The sequence below is a fragment of the Citrobacter farmeri genome, from assembly GCF_019048065.1.
In the GTDB taxonomy this organism is placed as follows: domain Bacteria; phylum Pseudomonadota; class Gammaproteobacteria; order Enterobacterales; family Enterobacteriaceae; genus Citrobacter_A; species Citrobacter_A farmeri.
In genome coordinates this window covers 1,138,154-1,158,639 of record NZ_CP077291.1, presented here as the reverse complement: position 1 = coordinate 1,158,639, position 20,486 = coordinate 1,138,154, and the positions used below count along the sequence as shown (strand labels likewise).

Annotated in this window: 9 protein-coding genes and 1 other RNA gene; 7 read left to right on the top strand and 3 right to left on the bottom strand. The window is 56.2% G+C overall.

From position 1 onward, the window contains the following. Positions 1 to 120 precede the first annotated feature (120 nt). Complete coding sequence (gene bamE, locus I6L53_RS05380) at positions 121 to 465, top strand: outer membrane protein assembly factor BamE (RefSeq protein WP_042325933.1); 345 nt, start codon at positions 121 to 123, stop codon at positions 463 to 465. A 56-nt stretch (positions 466 to 521) separates the two neighbouring features. On the opposite strand, the gene I6L53_RS05375 is transcribed toward bamE, so the two are convergent. Both I6L53_RS05375 and I6L53_RS05370 read right to left on the bottom strand, forming a co-directional pair. Beyond that, positions 522 to 812, bottom strand: a complete 291-nt coding sequence (locus tag I6L53_RS05375; RefSeq protein ID WP_084196690.1) for an RnfH family protein — start codon at positions 810 to 812, stop codon at positions 522 to 524. Next, positions 802 to 1,239, bottom strand: coding sequence for a type II toxin-antitoxin system RatA family toxin (locus I6L53_RS05370; protein ID WP_042325936.1), 438 nt, complete (start codon positions 1,237 to 1,239; stop codon positions 802 to 804). Before I6L53_RS05370 ends, I6L53_RS05375 begins: the two co-directional genes overlap by 11 nt. A gap of 169 nt (positions 1,240 to 1,408) precedes the next feature. On the opposite strand from I6L53_RS05370, the gene smpB reads away from it, so the two are divergent. From smpB to ssrA, 6 genes are all read left to right on the top strand, one after another. Further along, positions 1,409 to 1,891, top strand: a complete 483-nt coding sequence (gene smpB, locus I6L53_RS05365) for an SsrA-binding protein SmpB (RefSeq protein WP_042325938.1) — start codon at positions 1,409 to 1,411, stop codon at positions 1,889 to 1,891. Positions 1,892 to 2,507: 616 nt separating this feature from the next. Next, on the top strand, positions 2,508 to 13,253 hold the full coding sequence (locus tag I6L53_RS05360) for a BapA/Bap/LapF family large adhesin (protein ID WP_042325940.1): 10,746 nt from the start codon (positions 2,508 to 2,510) through the stop codon (positions 13,251 to 13,253). A gap of 83 nt (positions 13,254 to 13,336) precedes the next feature. Next, a complete protein-coding gene (locus I6L53_RS05355; protein ID WP_094465634.1) occupies positions 13,337 to 14,743 on the top strand; it encodes a TolC family outer membrane protein in 1,407 nt (468 codons plus the stop codon). Further along, entirely contained in the window at positions 14,740 to 16,926 is a 2,187-nt protein-coding gene (locus tag I6L53_RS05350) for a type I secretion system permease/ATPase (RefSeq protein WP_042325942.1), read from the top strand. Before I6L53_RS05355 ends, I6L53_RS05350 begins: the two co-directional genes overlap by 4 nt. Next, positions 16,907 to 18,097 (top strand): beta-barrel domain-containing protein, encoded by a 1,191-nt coding sequence (locus I6L53_RS05345; RefSeq protein ID WP_042325944.1) that lies wholly within the window; start codon positions 16,907 to 16,909, stop codon positions 18,095 to 18,097. Before I6L53_RS05350 ends, I6L53_RS05345 begins: the two co-directional genes overlap by 20 nt. Positions 18,098 to 18,158: 61 nt before the next feature. Continuing rightward, positions 18,159 to 18,521, top strand: a transfer-messenger RNA (tmRNA) gene (ssrA, locus tag I6L53_RS05340). Positions 18,522 to 19,022: 501 nt separating this feature from the next. Here ssrA and I6L53_RS05335 read toward each other — a convergent pair. After that, the gene (locus I6L53_RS05335; RefSeq protein WP_042325945.1) at positions 19,023 to 20,456 is read right to left on the bottom strand and encodes an anion permease; all 1,434 of its coding nucleotides are present in this window, start codon (positions 20,454 to 20,456) and stop codon (positions 19,023 to 19,025) included. Between the last annotated feature and the right edge of the window lie 30 nt (positions 20,457 to 20,486).

The window sequence follows — 20,486 nt, the reverse complement described above, 5'->3', positions numbered from 1 at the left end:
ACAACAAAAACGCCGTCGGACCCGTAAGCAAAAGGTTTTAAAGTGGTGAAAGGTCTATTATCATCGGCATATTACATATGAGCCACGTACTGCTCGGGCCCGAAAAGGAATCAAATCACTATGCGCTGTAAAACGCTGACTGCTGCCGCAGCAGTATTATTGATGTTGACCGCAGGCTGTTCCACTCTGGAGCGAGTGGTTTACCGCCCTGATATCAACCAGGGGAACTATCTGACCGCGAACGATGTATCCAAAGTTCGTGTGGGCATGACGCAACAACAGGTTGCCTATGCGCTGGGTACGCCGATGATGTCCGATCCGTTTGGCACCAACACCTGGTTCTATGTGTTCCGTCAACAGCCGGGCCATGAAGGCGTCACGCAGCAAACGCTGACGCTGACCTTCAACAGCAGCGGCGTATTGACTAATATCGATAACAAACCTGCGTTGACCAACAACCAGTAAGTTTGTCTTCTGATAACAAAAAAAGGTGCTCCAGGAGCACCTTTTTTTGTTATCCGCTATTTTTTCGTCGATTTCTCTGCTCGTTGTCTACGCAACTCTTTCGGATCGGCAATCAGCGGACGGTAAATTTCAACCCGGTCGCCATCCTGTAACACATCCGCCAGTTTAACCGGACGGCTGTAGATACCGACTTTGTTTTGTGTCAGATCGATGTCGGTACGCAGTTCCAGTAATCCCGACGCGCGGATAGCCTCTTCGACCGTCGCCCCCGGTTGCAACGTCACCCGTTGCAGGTACTGTTTCTCAGGCAGCGCATAGGCTACCTCAACGACAATCTTAGGCGACACGGTAGACCTCTTTAGCACGAACCGTAAATGCCTGCACCATATTGGATGCCAGCTCTTTGAAGATTCGGCCAAACGCCAGCTCAATCAGCTTGTTGGTAAACTCAAAATCGAGATGAAACTCAATGCGACAGGCATCCGTACTCAGCGGTGTAAATTTCCAGCCGCCAATCAGTTTTTTGAACGGGCCGTCGACCAGTTGCATCAGGATACTCTGATTGCTGGTTAACTGATTTCGCGTGGTGAACGTCTTACTGATCCCCGCCTTAGAGACATCCACTGCAGCCGTCATCTGTCCCGGCGTAGACTCGAGAACGCGACTACCGGTGCAACCCGGTAAAAATTGAGGGTAGGACTGAACGTCATTCACTAACTGATACATCTGTTCCGCACTGTAAGGGACTAACGCGGTTCGACTAATCTGCGGCATAGCTATTTCCATCAACAAAAATCGAACAAATAATACCATTTATCACAAGGTAAAAAAAACGCTATCCCGCAACAGGGTACAACCTTGTTCATGCTAAGATATCCCCTTGCCCCCCGAAGGATGAAATGGGGTGTTTTTCAATTCCAGATTACCTATACTGAGCGGCACTATGACGAAGAAAAAAGCACACAAACCTGGCTCAGCCACCATCGCGCTAAACAAGCGCGCGAGACACGAATACTTTATCGAAGAAGAGTTCGAAGCGGGACTTGCCCTGCAAGGGTGGGAAGTGAAATCCCTGCGCGCCGGTAAGGCTAACATTGGCGACAGCTATGTGATCCTGAAAGACGGCGAAGCTTACCTGTTCGGCGCTAACTTTACGCCGATGGCGGTGGCCTCTACGCACGTGGTATGCGATCCCACCCGAACCCGTAAACTTCTGCTGAATCAGCGTGAACTTGACTCACTGTATGGCCGTGTGAATCGTGAAGGCTACACCGTTGTCGCCCTTTCTCTGTACTGGAAAAATGCCTGGTGCAAAGTCAAAATTGGCGTGGCGAAGGGCAAGAAACAGCACGACAAACGTTCCGATCTGAAGGAACGGGAATGGCAGCTCGATAAAGCGCGTATTATGAAAAATGCCGGACGCTAACGGCATTTTTATGTGACCTGCCTCGCATCCGGGGTGGGTCATTGTTATTTACTCCTTGAATCTCAAAAAATATATCCTCCCTTCTTTATTTCTATTTTTGCTAAAACATTAAAGCTGATAAGAATATATCCTCAACCATTTTCACATTATACTCATAGCCCAATTACCCAATACTTCAAATAATTTTTTTGACATTTTAAAACTCACGAATACCAATACAATTTGTACAAGAAATCAATTACCCCGACGGTCTTTAAAAAAACAAAACCCTTTTAAATACAACACAATAAAGCAAGTGCTCTTTTAAACCCCACCACCAGACTTCGCTAACCGGAGCAAAACCACATATATTTCACTGCTGCTAAACAAATTACAAATATACCTTAAGTTGCAGAATTAAATCTTTCTGTCTATATCATCTAATACGAAAGTACCAGTGAAGCAAAAAAACAAAGGATTACTCAGCGCAACAGAAACCATCATCTGCACGACCACAGCATAGAAATCACCGGCGAGAATTCATCGACATGATGAACGGGATTGCTCATCTGCATATTTTCCCTGCCTGGTGATTTTAAAGAATTAATGCACAGAGCAAGCCATCAGGAGTAAACATATGCGTCTTCTCGCCGTTATATCCAAGTTGACGGGCGTTTCCACCAATGTCGAAGCCTCTGAAGTCACACTTAATGCCCCTTCCATTGTGAAATTATCCGCAGAGCGTAGCGACATCAGTCAACTGGCTCGCGTGAATCAGGATCTGGTAATCACCTTTACGTCAGGTGAAAAACTGACCGTTAAAAATTTCTATGTCGCGAACGATCAAGGTACCAGCCAACTGGTGCTGGAAGACAGTCACGGTGCGCTGTGGTGGGTGGAAAACCCGGAAAACGGCCTGCATTTTGAACAAATCTCAACCATTGACGATTTCTTGGTCACCGCCGGTGAATCTCACGAAGGTGGGGCTATCTGGCCGTGGCTGCTGGGTGGCGCGGTCGCCGCCGGTGGGATCGCGGCCATTGCGTCCTCGGGTGGCGGCGGCAGTAACCATCATGATAATGATAACGACAACAGCAATCCGGGTGATGGTTCCGGTAACGGCGGCACGCCTGGCGATGGCGGCGGAAATAACGGAGGCGGAGACAACGGCGGCGGCGATAACGGCACAACGCCTCCCGGCGGGGAAAACCCCACGCCACCGACGGCCCCGGTGATTATCGGCGCCAGTGATGCCGTCTCTGCCATCACTGGCGCTATTCAGTTGAATCAGGCCACCAACGACAGTCAGCCGACGATTACCGGTACCGGTGAGGCGGGATCCCTCATCACCCTCTATGACAATGGGCAGGAGATTGGCATCGTCATCGTCGATGAACAAGGGAACTGGAGCTATAAACCAGACATCCCACTTTCTGAAGGCAGACATGTGTTGACCGCGACCGCGACAGACGAAAACGGTAACACCAGCACCCTCTCGGGCGATTTCACCTTTACCGTCGATACGATTGCCCCCAATGAGGTCTCCGGGTTAACGGTTTCTGAAGATGGGCTCTGGGTATCAGGGATCGCAGAAGCAGGTTGCATCGTCACGATATTCGACAGCCAACACAATATCCTGGCCTCTGTTCAGGTCGGTGACACCGGTCGGTTTACCGTTCGCCTCAACGCGGCGCAGACCGATTCCGAACAGCTCTATGCCGATATTTACGACGCCGCAGGGAACGCAGGCGATGAAGCCTCCTTCCTCGGTTCCGACTCAGGTTTCCCTGACCCTCCCGCCATTACCGGCATCATTGATGATACGCAACCCACCGCCGTGACGTTAGGCAACGGCCAGTTCACGAAGGATACCACCCCTACCCTCACGGGGACTGCGCTGCCTGGCGCAGTCGTGACCGTTTATGAAAACGGTATCGCTATCGGTACGGCGAACGCCGACGATGGTACATGGTCATTCGCGCTGAACGGTGTGTCTGAAGGATTGCACAACTACACCGCCACACAGACCACAGAGGACGGCGTCAGCGGCAACACGGTGGAATTCTCGGTCACGGTGGATATCACTCCTCCGGTAGCTCCCGACGATCTGCTCGTCTCGCAAAACGGAACCGTGCTTACCGGCAGCGCTGAGGCGGGTAGCAAAGTCACGATTACCGATGCCAGCGGTACCACTCTCGGCACCGTGACCGCCGATAGTGAAGGAAAATTCAGCTTCCCACTCAATCCGGCACGGGTAAATGGTGAAGTTCTGACTGCGACCGCCACGGATAAAGCGGGAAATGACAGTCCGCCCGCCAATGCGACAGCACCTGATACCACTCCCCCGCAGGCTGCGGGTAATCTGGATGTGTCTGACGATGGGACAACAGTGACCGGTACCGCCGAGCCTGGCACGACGGTGACCATTTACGGCAGCGACAACACCCCGCTGGGTTCTGAACGGGTACAACCCGACGGCTCATTTACCGTCACTCTGAACCCACCGCAAACCAACGGAGAAATTTTAACCGCCATCGTCAAAGATCCAGCGAATCAGACCAGCCCACCGGCAACAACCCTCGCCCCGGATACCACCCCGCCGCAGCCTGCCGAAAATCTGGAGGTTTCGGATGATGGCACCACTGTGACGGGAACGGCTGAACCCGGCAGCACGGTGACGATTCGCGATCCGGACGGTAACCCTATTGGCAGTGGTCACACCGACGGCGAGGGGAATTTCACCGTCACGCTGGACACGCCGCAAACCAACGGCGAAACGCTAACCGCCACGGTGACCGATCCGGTGAATCAAAGCAGTACGCCAGCCAACGTCACCGCACCGGATACCACAGCACCACAGCCACCCACTGCGGTCATTTCGGCAGACGGCACCACCCTGACCGCCACCGCTGAACCCGGCAGTACGATTACGATTAAAGACAGTAACGGCAATACACTGGCGGAATCCGGCCCGGTCCCGGAGAACGGCACGCTGGCGATCGCGCTTAATCCACCGCAGGCCAATGGTGAAACGCTGAGCGTCACCGCCACGGATGCGGCGAGTAATACCAGCCTGCCATACGATGTCGTGGCACCAGATATCACCGCACCGGATGCCCCCGTTATCAGTTCGATCGTCGATGATATCGGCGCCCAGAAAGGTAATCTGGGTGACGGGCAACTCACCGATGACAATCAACTGACTTTCAGCGGAACGGGTGAACCCGGCGCAATCATCACCATTCTGGACGGAAACACCCCGCTGGCAGGAACGGCCACCGTAGACAGCGACGGCAACTGGACGCTCACCACACCGGTGTTAGGTGACGGCGACCATACTTTCACCGTCACCGCGACCGATGCCACAAACCATACCAGTACGCCATCTGCATCCATCACCATTACGGTCGATACCACGCCGCCGGCTATTCCGGTCGTAACCCTGACGGATAATACCGGCAGCAACATGGGTGAACTGGCGGACAACGACGTGACCGACGCCACGCAGCCGGTATTAAGCGGAAGCGGTACCGCCGGAGACACCATTACGGTGTATGACGGAACGGCGGTCATTGGCACAACGAAGGTCGCGGAAAACGGTAGCTGGAGCTTTACCCCAAATCCTGCGCTGGGCGAAGGAGACCACACGCTGAGCGTCACCGCCAGCGATCCTCTGGGCAACACCAGTGATAAATCCATCCCCATAACCATTACGGTGGATATCACCGCGCCAGACGCCCCCACGCTGACGCTGACGGATGGTGCAGATGCCCCACTGACCAACGGCCAGGCGACCAATGAAACCCAGCCCGTTCTGAGCGGTACGGGAACAGATGGCGATATCATCAGCATTTACGACAATGGCGATCTGATCACCACCGTCACGGTGACTGACGGCACCTGGAGCTACACGTCGGATGCCCTTGATGAAGGCAACCATGTCTTTAGCCTCACCAGCACCGATCCGGCGGGCAATGTCAGCGAACCCTCCGCGCCGATCGGCATTCTGGTGGATACCACTCCCCCCGCCGTGCCCAACCTGATCGTCACCGACAACGTCGGCAGTCAGACCGGGACACTCGATAACGGCCAGTATACCGATGACACGCGACCACTGCTGAGCGGAAGCGGTTCGCCTGGCGACACCATCACCATTACCCTCGACGGCGTCGAACAGTCACCGTTGGTCATCGACAATTCCGGGAACTGGAGTTTTCAACCAACGGCCCCGCTGTCACCGGGCGATCATAACATCCGGGTGACAGCGACCGATCCCGCCGGTAACAGCAGCACCTCACCGGATCGTATTGTTCGCGTGGATACACAGGCTCCAGGTACGCCGACGCTGACCGTCAACGATGACGGCGGGCCGCTGAACGATGGTGGTCAAACCAACGATACCACCCCAACCCTGAGTGGGACGGGCGAAACAGGCAGCATTGTCACCATTCTGAATAACGGCGTGCCGATTGGCACCGCCGAGGTCATTGATGGCGTCTGGAGTTTCACTCCGGATAGCGACCTTGTCGAAGGCCACTACAACTTTACCGTGACGGCAAAAGATGCCGCAGGCAACACCAGTCAGCCGTCTGATGCGATTGGCATCACCATTGATACCGAGGCACCCGACGCACCGTTTATCACCTCGCCGGGCAGTCCGGCAGCCACCAATCAGCCCGAGTTGCCCATTAGCGGCACCGGCGAACCGGGCAGCACCATCACCTTATCGAACGGCAGCACGGTTATCGGCACCGCCGAAGTTGATTCCGCAGGAAACTGGACGATCGTTCCGGATTCACCGCTCACCGAAGGCAATTACACGCTGACGGCAACGGCCACCGATCCGGCGGGTAACGTCAGCGCCCCCTCCGCCGCTGTCACGCTAAACGTCGACCTGACAAAACCGGCTGCACCGGAGGATGTGACGATCTCTGCCGATGGCGCAACGGTCAGCGGCACGGCGGAAACTGGCAGCACGGTGACGATCCGCGACACCGACGGCAATGTCATTGGGTCGGGCGTAGCGACGGACGGCACATTCCAGATTCAGGTCACGCCAGCACAAACGGGCGTCAATTCACTGACCGCTACGGCGGAGGACGCTGCGGGTAACAACAGCGATCCAACCAACTTTAACGGCTCCGGCACCGGGCTGCCGGTCATCAGCGCCATCGTCGATGATACCGGCACCGTTCAGGGCGACCTGAAGAGCGGGCAAACCACCGACGATACGCAGCCGGGGCTGCGCGGTTTCTCCACGCCGAACTCGACGGTTAACATTCTGGTCGATGGCGTCGTTGTCGCCTCGAACGTTCAGGTTGATGGAAACGGCAACTGGAGCTGGACGTCCACCGCCGAGCTAGGCGAAGGCCCGCACACCTTCCAGGTTGTCGATAGCGTGGACAGCAGCAAAGCGTCCGCCGTGGTGGACATCACCGTCGATCTCACCCCACCGACACCACCGGTGATTGGCAGCGTGACGGATGATGTCGCCCCCGGTACGGGAACGCTGAGCAGCGGGCAGACGACCAACGATCCCCGCCCAACTCTGAGCGGCAGCGGCACCAACGGTGAAACCATCACAATTTACGATGGCAATACGCCAATTGGTCAGGTGCAGGTGGTCAACGGCGCGTGGAGCTTTACTCCCTCCACGGGTCTGGGTGACGGCAGCCACGCGCTGACCATCACCGCCACCGATGCGGCAGGGAATACCAGTATCGCGTCGCAAGCGTTTGTGGTGGTGGTGGATACCACGCCACCTGCGGCACCAACTATCGCCAGCGCCGCGGATGACAGCGAGCCGCAGACGGGCGTCATTAGCAACGGCGGCAGCACCAACGACACCACGCCCGGCTTTAGCGGCAGTGGAGAAGAAGGCAGTACAATTACTGTCTACGACAATGGGGTAAAAATTGGCACCGCGCAGGTCACCAATGGTAGCTGGAACTTCACCGCGCCGACGCTTGCCGCAGGCTCGCACGCGATTACCGTCACCGCCACCGATGCGATGGGTAACGTCAGCGCACCTTCTGCCGCCTGGACGGTGAACGTCGATACGACCGCGCCGCGGGTTCCGGTGATTCAAAGCGTCACCGATGATACCAATCCGGCAACCGGTGTGCTGGCGAACGGACAAAGCACCAATGATACTCAACCAACCTTCCAGGGAACGGCGGAGCCGGGATCTACCGTTACGCTGTATGACGGCAGTCTCGCCGTGGGCAGCGTGGTGGCAGGCAGCGACGGAAGCTGGTCGCTCTCCCCGAATAATCCGCTAGGCAGCGGCCCACACAATCTGACCGTCACGGCGACGGATGCAGCAGGCAACGAAGGCCCGTCCGCCGCATTCTCTCTGACCGTAGACACGCAGGCACCATCAGCTCCCGTCATCAGTACCGTTACCGATGACGTCGCCCCCAATAGCGGAACGCTGAGCAATGGGCAAAGCACCAACGACACGCGACCAACGCTAACCGGTACCGCCGAAGCCAACAGTACCGTCAGCATTTTTGACGGCACCACGCTGCTCGGCACCGTACAAGCCGATGGCTCAGGCGCCTGGACCTTTACGCCCGCTACCGCGTTGGGCAACGGATCGCACACGTTCAACGTGTCCGCTACGGATGCAGCCGGTAACGTTAGCGCGGGAACGGCTTTTACCGTAGTGGTCGATACCGTTGCGCCCGTTGCCCCGGTCATCACCAGCGTCACCGATAACGTGTCGCCAGAAACCGGCAGTCTCACCAACGGGCAAAGTACGAACGACCCCCGCCCGGTCATTGCCGGAACCGGCGAGCCAGGCAGCACTATTAACGTCTATGATGGCAACATTCTGCTTGGTACTGCCACCGTTACCGAAGGCGGGAGCTGGAGCTACCGACCGGACGGACTGTCCCAGGGAGCCCACTCCCTGAGAGTCACCGCCACCGACAGCGCAGGGAATACCGGGCCAGCATCGGCGAATTTTACGCTGACCGTCGATACCGTTTCGCCCGGCGCACCGATTATCAGCAGCGTGACGGATGACGTTGGCCCGGTCACCGGCAGTCTGAGCAGCGGTCAGACCACCAACGACGCGCGCCCCACCTTCACCGGTACCGGTGAACCTGGGGCCACAATCGGTATCATGGACAACGGCGTTCCCCTCGCCAATGTGACGGTCGAGGCAAACGGGACCTGGACCTTTACCCCCACCAGCGATCTGGGTCAGGGGAATCATTCGCTGACCTTCACCGCAACGGATGCCGCCGGTAACGTCGGTCCTTCAACCAGTTTCGCCGTTACGGTGGATACCGCCGCGCCGCTGGCACCGGTGATCGCGTCAGTGGTCGATGACAGCGCGCCGCAGACCGGCAATTTATCGCCTAATCAGAGCACCAACGATACCCGCCCTACGCTTAACGGTACGGCGGAAGCGGGCACCACGCTGACCTTTACCGATAACGGCACGGTCATTGGCAGCCTTGTTGTCGGGACGGATGGCAACTGGACCTTCACGCCGACGACAGCCTTAACCAATGGCGCGCATACACTTGCGGTGACCGCGACCGACGCGGCGGGCAATGTGAGCCCGACGGCCAGCTTCGGCGTCACGGTGGATACGCTGGCGCCAAACGCACCGGTGATCGCCACCATTCTTGATGATGTCAGCAACATCACGGGGCCCGTCAGCAGCGGGCAAAGCACGAATGACACCCGGCCGGAACTGCGAGGGACCAGTGAACCGGGGGCATTCATCAATATCTATGACGGTGCAACGTTACTTACGCCAACGCCCATTCAGGCGGATGCCAACGGCGCGTGGAGCTTTACGCCAACGACTGCACTGACGGAAGGTTCACATACCTTTACCGCAAAAGCCACCGACGCGGCGGGCAACGTCAGCGCCTCGTCGGCGACAACGACCATCGTGGTGGATACCACCCCGCCCGGCGCACCGACCAGTCTGGCGGTGGTCAGCAACGGCAGTCACGTCACCGGTACGGCAGAGGCCGGCAGCACCGTCACCATCACCAGCAGCAACGGCACGGTACTGGGAACCGGCGTCGCGGACGGGACCACCGGCAGCTTTAACATTCTGATTAACCCGGCACAGGTCGGGGGAGAGACGTTGCAGGTTATCGCCCAGGACAAAGCGGGTAACACCGGGACGTCCGGCAGCGTCATTGCACCATTCAGTGGCCTGCCTGGCGCCCCCGTTATCGCCTCGCTGACGGACGATGTGGGGTCGATCACCGGACTGGTGGCCAACGGTCAGGCCACCAATGACGCCAGACCATTGTTAAACGGGACGGGCCAACCGTACTCTACCATCACGGTGTACAGCGACGGTGTCTCCATTGGTAGCGCCAGCGTGGATGCGCAGGGTAACTGGTCGCTGACCCCGCAGGCCAATATCGCCGACGGAACGCACGTCCTCACCGCTACCGCCACCAATACCAACGGCACCAGTGCGCTGTCATCAGGCTATACCGTCACCGTGGATACCGTCACGGCCACGCCAACCGGCACCATCAGCAGCGACGGTGCCAGCATCAGCGGCACTGCCGAAGCGGGCAGTACGGTGTCCATCACCCTCAGCACGGGCGTAACGGTCACCACTACCGCCAACAGCAGCGGGAATTACACCTATACCTTTGATCGCAAACAGACCAGCGGCGAGAACATCAGCGTCAGCGCCACGGACGCCGTCGGCAACGCTTCAAACCCCACGCAGATTACTGCGCCAACGCTGCCCATCTCGGCCAGCGATAATGTAGAGAACCTGGAGTTAACGTCAAATGCGACCGTAACAACCGAGCAGCTCAGCGACTATGGTCTGCTGCTGGTTGGCGCGCTGGGCAACGTGGCGAACGTGTTAGGTAACGATACGGCAGCCGTTGAGTTCACTATTCAGGATGGCGGCAGTGCAAATCTGGTGATCGACGCCAGCGCCACCGGAGTCGTACTCTCACTGCTGAATACACAGGAGGTGGCGATCCAGAAATATGACGCCGCAACCAACTCGTGGACCACCGTCATCGACACCGCGCAGGCTCAGTTTGCCAATTTGCTGACACTCGGCAGCAGCGGCGTCACGGTGAACGTGTCCGGACTGGAGGGCGGCACTTATCGGGTTCTGACCTACAATACGGCGTTGCTGGCGACCGGCGCTTATACCGCACTGAACGTCAGCGTTGAAGAGACCAGTGCCGGTACTATTACCACGACCACGCCGCAGACGGGCAACGTGCTGAATAATGACAGCGCCCCGCTGGATACCGTCGTCACCACCGTCACCAACGCCAATGGACAAAGCGTTACGCTGGGTGCGGGCAGTAACGTCATTCAGGGCGTCTACGGCACGTTGACGATCAATCAGGACGGCACCTACAGCTACGCACTGAATCCGAACAGTCCGGCCTCGGTCATCGGCCGAACGGAGAGCTTCACCTACACCATCAACGGCGGCGGCAACAGCGCCTCGGCGAAGCTGGTGATTACTCTGGGCAATGACGCACCGGCCAGCAGCGTGACCGCCGTGGATAACGTCGCCACCCTGCCCTATGACACTCATGTGGAGGCAATCAACAACGGGGCGTCCTCGCAGGGCGGCTTTACGGTGGTGAACGTCAGTCTGGGCAACGTACTGGATCTGGGCGTACTGGACAAACTGAGCAACCCGATTATTTTCGACGTTGAGCAGGGTTCAACGCGCACCATGACGCTGCAATCTTCCATTGGCGGCGTGGCGGTGGCCTCCAGCTTCGATCTGTACATCTATCGCTTCAACGACGTCACCCAGCAGTTTGAGCAGTGGCGAGTGGAGAAAAACTGGCTGAATGCGCCTCTGCTGGGCGGTCAGTCCGACAAACTGACGCTGAACCTGCCGGGCGGCGAATACCTGTTCCTGCTGAACCCGGCGTTTGGCATTACGGCGCTCACCGGCTACACCCTTAACGTGCTTGAGGACCATGTTTACAGCGTTGATAGTCTGACCACCACCACCCAGGGCAACGTACTGAGCGACGACATCGCGCCCGTCGGTACGCTGGTCACACAGGTAAACGGCATGGCAATTGCCGCAACCGGTACCACGACCATTGTGGGCACTTACGGCACGTTGACCATCGATGCCAAAGGTAACTACACCTACACCCTGAAAAGCGGCGTGGGCGCTGACGGCACTAAAACGCCGGACAGCTTCATCTACACGGTAAAAGCGCCCAACGGGGATACCGATACCGCATCGCTGAATATCCAGCCGACCGCCCGTCCACTGGATGCCGTGAACGATGTCAGCGATACCCTGCTGGCCCCTGCCGTTCAGGACACGGCGAGCTATCTGGATTCCACCGTTGGTAGCGCAAGTTGGGGGTTACTCGGCAGAACAGGTAGCGGTAGCGGCACCTTTGACGTCGCGGCGGGTACCATTCTGAAAGGCGCGGCCATCGTCTTTGATGTCTCGACGCTGGTCACACTGGGCAACCTGACTATCAACTGGTCGATACTGGAAAATGGCGTGGTCATCCGCTCCGGCACCGTGCCGGTCGCCAACATCACGCTGGGCGGTGCCACCGTGACGGTTAATTTGAGCGGGCTGGAACTGGATGGTGGCACCTACACCCTCAACTTTACCGGCAATAACACCCTGGCGGGCGCGGCAACCATTACGCCGAAAATCACCGGCACGACGGTCGATCTGGATAACTTCGAAACCTCCGGCACGCATACCGTCACCGGTAATATCTTTGACGGTAGCGACTCCGGCGGGGCGATGGATCAGTTGAACACCGTCGATACGCGCCTGACCATCACCGGCTTTAACGGCAGTACCGCCACGCTGGATCCTTACTCCAGCGCCACTACCACCATTCAGGGCCACTACGGTTCACTACAAATCCGCGCTGATGGCTCGTATACCTACACCCTCAACAACGGCGTCGCGCTCTCTTCCATCACGGCGAAGGAGACCTTTACCTACACGCTGAATGACACTCATGGTCATACCGACACCGCCACGCTGACGGTAGATATCGCCCCGCAGGTCGCCAGCACCGCGCAAAGTGATGTGTTGGTGGGTTCGGTGTATGGCGACACGCTGATCTACAACCTGCTCAACGCCAGTGATGCCACGGGTGGCAACGGTGCTGACACCTGGAAGAACTTCTCACTGGCGCAGGGCGACAAAATTGACATCGGTGATTTGCTGGTGGGCTGGAACGGACAAACCGCGACGCTTGGCAACTATCTCAGCGTCAGTACCAGCGGCAGTAACACTGTCATTTCTATCGACCGTGACGGGACAGGCAGTACTTATCACGCCACACAACTGGTGACCCTGGAGAATGTACAAACCACGCTGACGGAGCTTATTGAACAAAACCATATTGTGACCTGATAAAGGCCAGCAGCACGACTATACAACGACCCCGGGCGCACGTTCGCCTGGGGCAAAAAACAACGCTCAATTAGGGAAGAAAAATGGGAACACGACAGCTTGCTTTCTGGTGGCTGGCGGGAAACCTGTGCGCTGCTCCGGCCATGGCTGCCGGGGAGACGCCCCGCATCGCCCCACAGCAGTGGGTTGAACAGCAGGAATTGCCCGCGCTGGATGGCCCGATGCCGCTGAGTGGCGACAGTGCCGCTCCCGGCGAACTGACCCTCCCCCAGGCGGTCAATCGCGCCGTCAGCTGGCATCCGTCGATCGCGGAAGTGGTTGGCAAACTGTATGCCCAAATCCAGCAGGTCGATGTCGCAAAAGCCAAATACTATCCTCAGGTTAACGCCGGGATGAACAACGGCTATACCAACAGCTATTCTGACAGCGGATTTAGCCCATCGCTGGTGCTGTCACTGTCGCAAATGCTCTATGACTTCGGCAAAGTCGCCAGCCAGGTACGGGCAGAAAACGCTGGCGTGGCGCAGGAACAGGCCAACGTGCTGTTGAGCATTGATACGGTTAGTCATGAAACGGCGACCGCAATCGTCCAGGTGCAGACCTGGCAACAGATGGTGGCGGTGGCAAAGGAGCAACTGGATGCCCTGAGCGCCATTGGCAGGCTGGCGAATCAGCGCAACGATGAAGGAGCCAGCTCGCTTTCGGACGTGGTGCAAACCGATGCGCGTATCGAAGGCGCGCGCTCCCAGCTTGTGCAATATCAGGCCAACCTGGAAAGCTCGCAGGCGACACTCATGACCTGGCTGGGCTGGAAAAACCTCAACGCCATCAGCAACGATTTCCCGTCAGCGCTGGGCCGCAGTTGCGAACTGGCAAAACCAGACGACAAACTGGTGCCTTCAGTGCTCGCCGCCTGGGCGCAGGCCAATGTCGCTCAGGCGAATCTCGACTACGCCAACGCGCAGATGACGCCGACGGTTTCACTGGAACCGGAGGTGCGCCACTATCTCAACGATAACTACGCCGGGCATGAGTCCGTCGACCGCACCCAGTATTCGGCGTGGGTCAAAGTAGAAATGCCCATTTATCAGGGCGGCGGCTTAACCGCCCGTCGCAACGCCGCCAGCCACGCGCTGGAATCCGCCCAGTCGGCAATCCAGCGTACCCGGCTGGACGTGCGCAAGAAGCTGCTTGCCGATCGCAGTGAAGCGATGAATCTTGTGACCTCCCTGCAGATCCAAAAACGCCAGGAGACGTTGAGCGAGCGGACGCGAGAGCTGTATCAACAGCAGTATCTCGACCTCGGCTCCCGACCGCTTCTCGACGTACTCAACGCCGAGCAAGAGGTCTATCAGGCGCGCTTTGCACAGTTACAGACGGAGAGTCAGTTGCATCAATTGCAGCTTAACTGCCTGTACAACACCGGTCAGATGCGCCAGGCCTTTGGTCTGGAAAACCGCACGATCCAGTCAGTGGAGATCCAGCCATGACCCACGCCGACATCCCTGGCGACGAGCCTATTACCACGCCAGCGCTGGCCAACTGGGCGCGAGCAATGAGCCATATTGCCGCCCATTATCGTATTGCTTGTTCTCCCGGCGCGTTACAGGCAAGCGCGCCCTGGTTCAAAGATAAACCGATGCCGCAGGCGCTCAGCCAACTGGCTCGCCAGGCCGGACTCTCATTTCAACCGCTGGCCCCCACTGAACAGTCGCTCACCCGCTGGCGTCTGCCAGTGGTGATCCAACTCCAGGAAGGTGAACTGGTGTTGGTGGAACAGTTCGATGGCGAAGACCAGCTTGACGTCTGTTTTATCAACGGCGACCTACAGCGCAACCGAATCTCTCTGCACGAACTGCTGCCGACGGTCCGTTTCATCATCGCCTTACGTCCACTTTCCGCCGTGAAAGACAGTCGGGTGGACGCCTATATCTCGCGTTTCAAACCTGACTGGCTAAAAAGTCTGGTACTGAAAGATCTGCGCCCTTACGGCCCGGTGATGCTGGCGGCGCTGCTGATCAACATCCTGTCGCTCTCCGGGATCATCTTCTCGATGCAAGTGTATGACCGGGTAATCCCCGCACAGTCATGGCCGTCGCTGTACGTTCTCGCCGTCGGCGTATTGATCGCCATGCTGTTCGGTTTTCTGTTGCGACTCGCCCGGGGTCACGTCATGGATCTGTTGGGTAAACGCGCCGATATGCGGGTATCGGATCGCGTATTCAGCCACGCGCTGCGCCTGCGTAACAGCGCGATCCCACGCTCCACCGGTAGCTTTATTTCGCAGCTACGCGAGCTGGAACAGATCCGTGAGATGGTGACCTCCTCAACCATCTCCACGATTGTGGATCTGCCCTTCTTTTTCCTGTTCATCGTGGTGCTGGCGATCATCGCCCCGCCGCTGGCCTGGATTGCCCCGGTCGCCGCGCTGCTGATGATCCTTCCCGGTCTGCTGCTGCAAAAAAAACTCGCCGAGTTGGCGAATCAATCGGCGCACGAAGCCACGCTACGTAACGCAGTGCTGGTCGAAAGCGTTCAGGGGCTGGAGGACATCAAGCTGATGCAGGCGGAGAACCGTTTTCTGCAGCAATGGAACAGCTATATCCGCATCACCGCTGAATCCGGGCTGCGCACCCGCGAACTGTCGCAGGGGTTGATCAACTGGGGAGTGACCGTCCAGGGACTGGTCTACGCCGCGATGGTCATGTTTGGTGCCCCGCTGGTAATTGAAGGCACGCTGACAACCGGTTCTGTGGTTGCCGCCTCAATGCTCGGTTCGAGAATGATCGCGCCAATGGGCAATCTGTGCGGTGTACTGGCGCGCTGGCAACAGGTGAAAGCCGCCAAAAAGGGACTGGACAGCATTATGGAACTCCCCACCGAGACCCAGCGCGACGAAACGCTGGTACATCAGGAGATCTTTCACGGCCACTATCTGTTCGAGAACGCGCAGTTTCGCTATCACAGTGAAGACCAGCGGGTGCCGCTGCGCATTAACCGGCTGGAGATTGCCGCCGGCGAACGCATCGCGGTACTGGGGCGCAACGGCGCGGGCAAATCAACGCTGTTACAGGCGCTGGCAGGCGGGCTGGACTTGGTCGAGGGCGACGCCCGTCTCGATAACCTCAGTCTGCCGCACATCGATATGGCCGATTTACGCCGCAATGTCGGTCTTCTTAGCCAGAATGCGCGCCTGTTTTTTGGCACTCTGCGTGAGAACCTGACGCTGGGTGCCCCGCATGCCAGCGACGACGAGATTTTTACCGTACTGGAGATTTGCGGCGCGGCCAACTTCGTGAAACGGCTGCCGAAAGGTCTCGATCACCCGATTATGGAAGGCGGCAGCGGGCTATCCGGCGGTCAGCGGCAGTCCATCATGCTCGCCCGCATGCTGTTGCGTGCGCCCAATATCGTCCTGCTTGATGAACCCACCGCCTCGCTGGATGAGCATTCCGAACGTGAGTTTATTCAACGGCTGGGACAGTGGCTCGGCAATCGTACTCTGGTGGTTGCCACTCACCGCGTGCCGGTACTTGAACTGGTAGAACGGGTAGTGGTGCTCAAAGAGGGGCAACTGGTGATGGACGCGCCGAAAGCGCAGGCGCTGGGGCAAAGTCGAATGGCCGCGCAGGTCAACACGCGGGAGTGGAAAAATGAAAACCAGTCAGCCTGACGCAACTCTGGACGCACTCGACGACAGCCGCGAGCGTGAATTTTCGGGTGCCAGCCGTATCATCTGGCTTACGGGTCTCTTGTGCCTGCTCCTCGCGGTGTGGGCATGGTTTGGCATTCTCGATGAGGTTTCGACTGGCACTGGCAAAGTGATCCCCAGCTCGCGTGAGCAGGTACTACAGTCGCTCGACGGAGGGATCCTCGCCGAACTAATGGTGCATGAGGGCGATCAGGTACAGGCGGGACAAGTACTGGCGCGGATGGATCCCACGCGTTTGGAGTCTAACGTTGGTGAAAGCGCGGCCCGCTATCGCGCGTCGCTGGCCTCCAGTCAGCGCCTGACGGCAGAGGTCAGCGATAAGCCGCTGGTGTTCTCTGACGAACTGAATGCCTGGCCGGATCTGCTCGCCTCGGAAACGCGGCTTTATACCAGTCGCCGCGCACAGCTTGCGGATGCGCAATCCGAACTGAACGAGGCGCTGATGCTGGTGAACAAAGAGCTGGCGATCACTGAGCGGCTGGCAAAAAGCGGCGCCGCCAGCCACGTCGAGGTGCTGCGCTTACAGCGGCAAAAAAGCGACATCGGCCTGAAGCTTACGGATTTGCGTTCACAATATTACGTCCAGGCGCGCGAAGCGCTGTCCAAAGCCAACGCCGAAGTGGCCATGCTTTCTGCCATCATTAAGGGACGCGAAGATTCGGTGACCCGCCTGACCGTTCGCTCACCGGTTCGTGGCATTGTGAAGAATATTCAGGTTACGACCATCGGCGGCGTGATCCCGCCCAATGGCGAGATGATGGAGATCGTGCCGGTTGACGATCATCTGCTAATTGAAACGCGCCTGTCTCCGCGCGATATCGCCTTTATCCATCCCGGCCAGCGCGCGCTGGTCAAAATCACCGCCTACGATTATGCCATCTACGGTGGCCTTGAAGGCGTTGTCGAAACCATCTCGCCGGATACCATTCAGGACAAAGTGAAGCCGGAAATCTTCTACTACCGCGTTTTCATCCGTACCCATCAGGACTATCTGCAAAACAAGCTGGGGCGCCGTTTCTCCATCGTACCGGGCATGATTGCGACAGTGGATATAAAAACAGGTGAAAAAACCATCGTCGACTATTTAATCAAACCGTTCAATCGGGCACGAGAAGCGCTGCGTGAGCGGTAAATCCTTGAGGATTGGGCTGGAAAGGGCTGTCACAAGTCTGTTATACTTGTCTTAACACATTGGGGCTGATTCTGGATTCGACGGGATTTGCGAAACCCAAGGTGCATGCCGAGGGGCGGTTGGCCTCGTAAAAAGCCGCAAAAAATAGTCGCAAACGACGAAAACTACGCTTTAGCAGCTTAATAACCTGCTCTGAGCCCTCTCTCCCTAGCTTCCGCTCTTAAGACGGGGATCAAAGAGAGGTCAAACCCAAAAGAGATCGCGTGGAGGCCCTGCCTGGGGTTGAAGCGTTAAAACTAATCAGGCTAGTCTGGTAGTGGCGTGTCTGTCCGCAGGTGCCAGGCGAATGTAAAGACTGACTAAGCATGTAGTACCGAGGATGTAGGAATTTCGGACGCGGGTTCAACTCCCGCCAGCTCCACCAAAATTCTCCATCGGTGATTACCAGAGTCATCCGATGAAGTCCTAAGAGCCCGCAAGACACAAACCCTGCGGGCTTTTTTGTGCCTTCATTTTGTCCCGCGAAGTCCGAAGAGAACTCATTAAATCCGAACCTTTTAGGCCCAAAATTTCTTTAAATGTGCATTAAGGGAAGTATAATAACTCCCCTTAAAATAGTTATAATATCAACATTGTATTAAAGCATCGCCATTGGTTAAAGTGCTCATCATATCATTAACACGCTTTGGTGTTTGTCTGGACCAGTTAGGATCACGGACCTTGACGATTGCTTCTTTCCAGTTATTCTTTTTCAATGCCAAAATCATTTTCTTGAACTTCTTGAAGATTTATTTAGTCTATGACTACGTTTTGTGTTCAAAGCTACGTGCAATTATTTTTATTGAAAAAACTCGACGTAAAATAAAACGGCACCGTTCTGTTATATTACATCGAGCTATATATATTTTTTTCAAAAATAGCATTATCAAAGTATGTTATTTTGAATTAAGAAGTCCCACCATGGAATACCCACCACCATGTGAACAATAAATGTCAGTAAAGCAACGATAGTACCGACAATCCACCATGACTTAATATCGTTGTAACCCGCAGCAAAAATAATGGGCCCGGCAGCACCACCATAGTGTGTGATACATCCACCATAAGAGTTAGAAAACAGAATGGCTAAAGCCAGGAGTACAGGGGCCGTTCCGGTCACAAGCCCTACCGTTGCAAATACAGGAACCATAGCTGCCACATAAGCGCCTCCTGAAGCGAACAGATAACGAACTACTATGCTTAAGAAGACAATCATCATAATAGTACTGTTACCCCCGTCTAAGAAATCGAGGTGATCGGACATAAAGGCCGCCAGCCATTTGAAAAATCCTTCTTTACTCAAGGTGGCGCTGAGTCCAATAATACCACCATACCAGATCAAGGTATTCCAGCCGCCCTTATTTTGCAGAACATCGTTCCAGCAAATAATGTTAAAAACAAGGGCTCCGACCATCGCGATCACTGCAACAGAGGATTCGTTAAGTCCCAGATAGCGTGAGAAAATCCATCCCAGTAGAGCGGAAATGAACACAACAATAAGACCTTTCTCTTTTCCGCTAATCGGTCCGAGTTCATTCAGACCAGCAGTGGCGATTTGAACATTGTCTAACTTCTTTAATTCAGGACGTGTGATTTTGTAACCTATCCAGGGGATAACCGCTAACATCAAAAGCCCTACAGGCACGCCCGCCAGCGCCCAGCCAACCCAACTTATCTGGATATGAAAAATGTCCGAAATCAACTGTAGCGCTAAAGCATTTCCTGCAAACCCGGTTAGGAACATATAACTTGTGGTTTTCGTCACCATGTACACATTCACCATAAGGTAACGCCCAGCTTTACACGGACTTTCGTTTGGCGTTGAACCCAACACCAGAGCAATGCTGTTGATAATAGGAAATACCACTCCCCCTGCGCGCGCTGTATTTGAGGGGGTGGCCGGGGACAGAATTAAGTCCAACAGCGCTGTGACATATCCAAGTCGCAGGGTTGTACCTCCGAACTTTAATATAAACCAGTACGCCAGACGTTTCCCCAACCCGGTAGTCACAAACGCAGCACTTAAAGTAAATGCACTAAAGACAAGCCATGTTGTTCCCGACGAATAACCGCTCAGGACATCCATCGGTTTTACGGGGGAGTCGTTGAAGCTTGCCAGCACAATACATGACAACGCCACTGCTGTAAGCATGATAACGGGTTCAGGATAAGGTTTACTCACCAGCCCGACAATAGATGCGAGATAAATACCAGCCAGTACCCATGCTTCCTTTGTCAATCCTTCGGGTGGAGGAATAATTATGAATAATAATATTATTAAAACAAGAAGCGCTATTTTTTGCTTTTTTGATTTCAACATGTGTCACCCCAGCGACAAGCCATTCCGTTG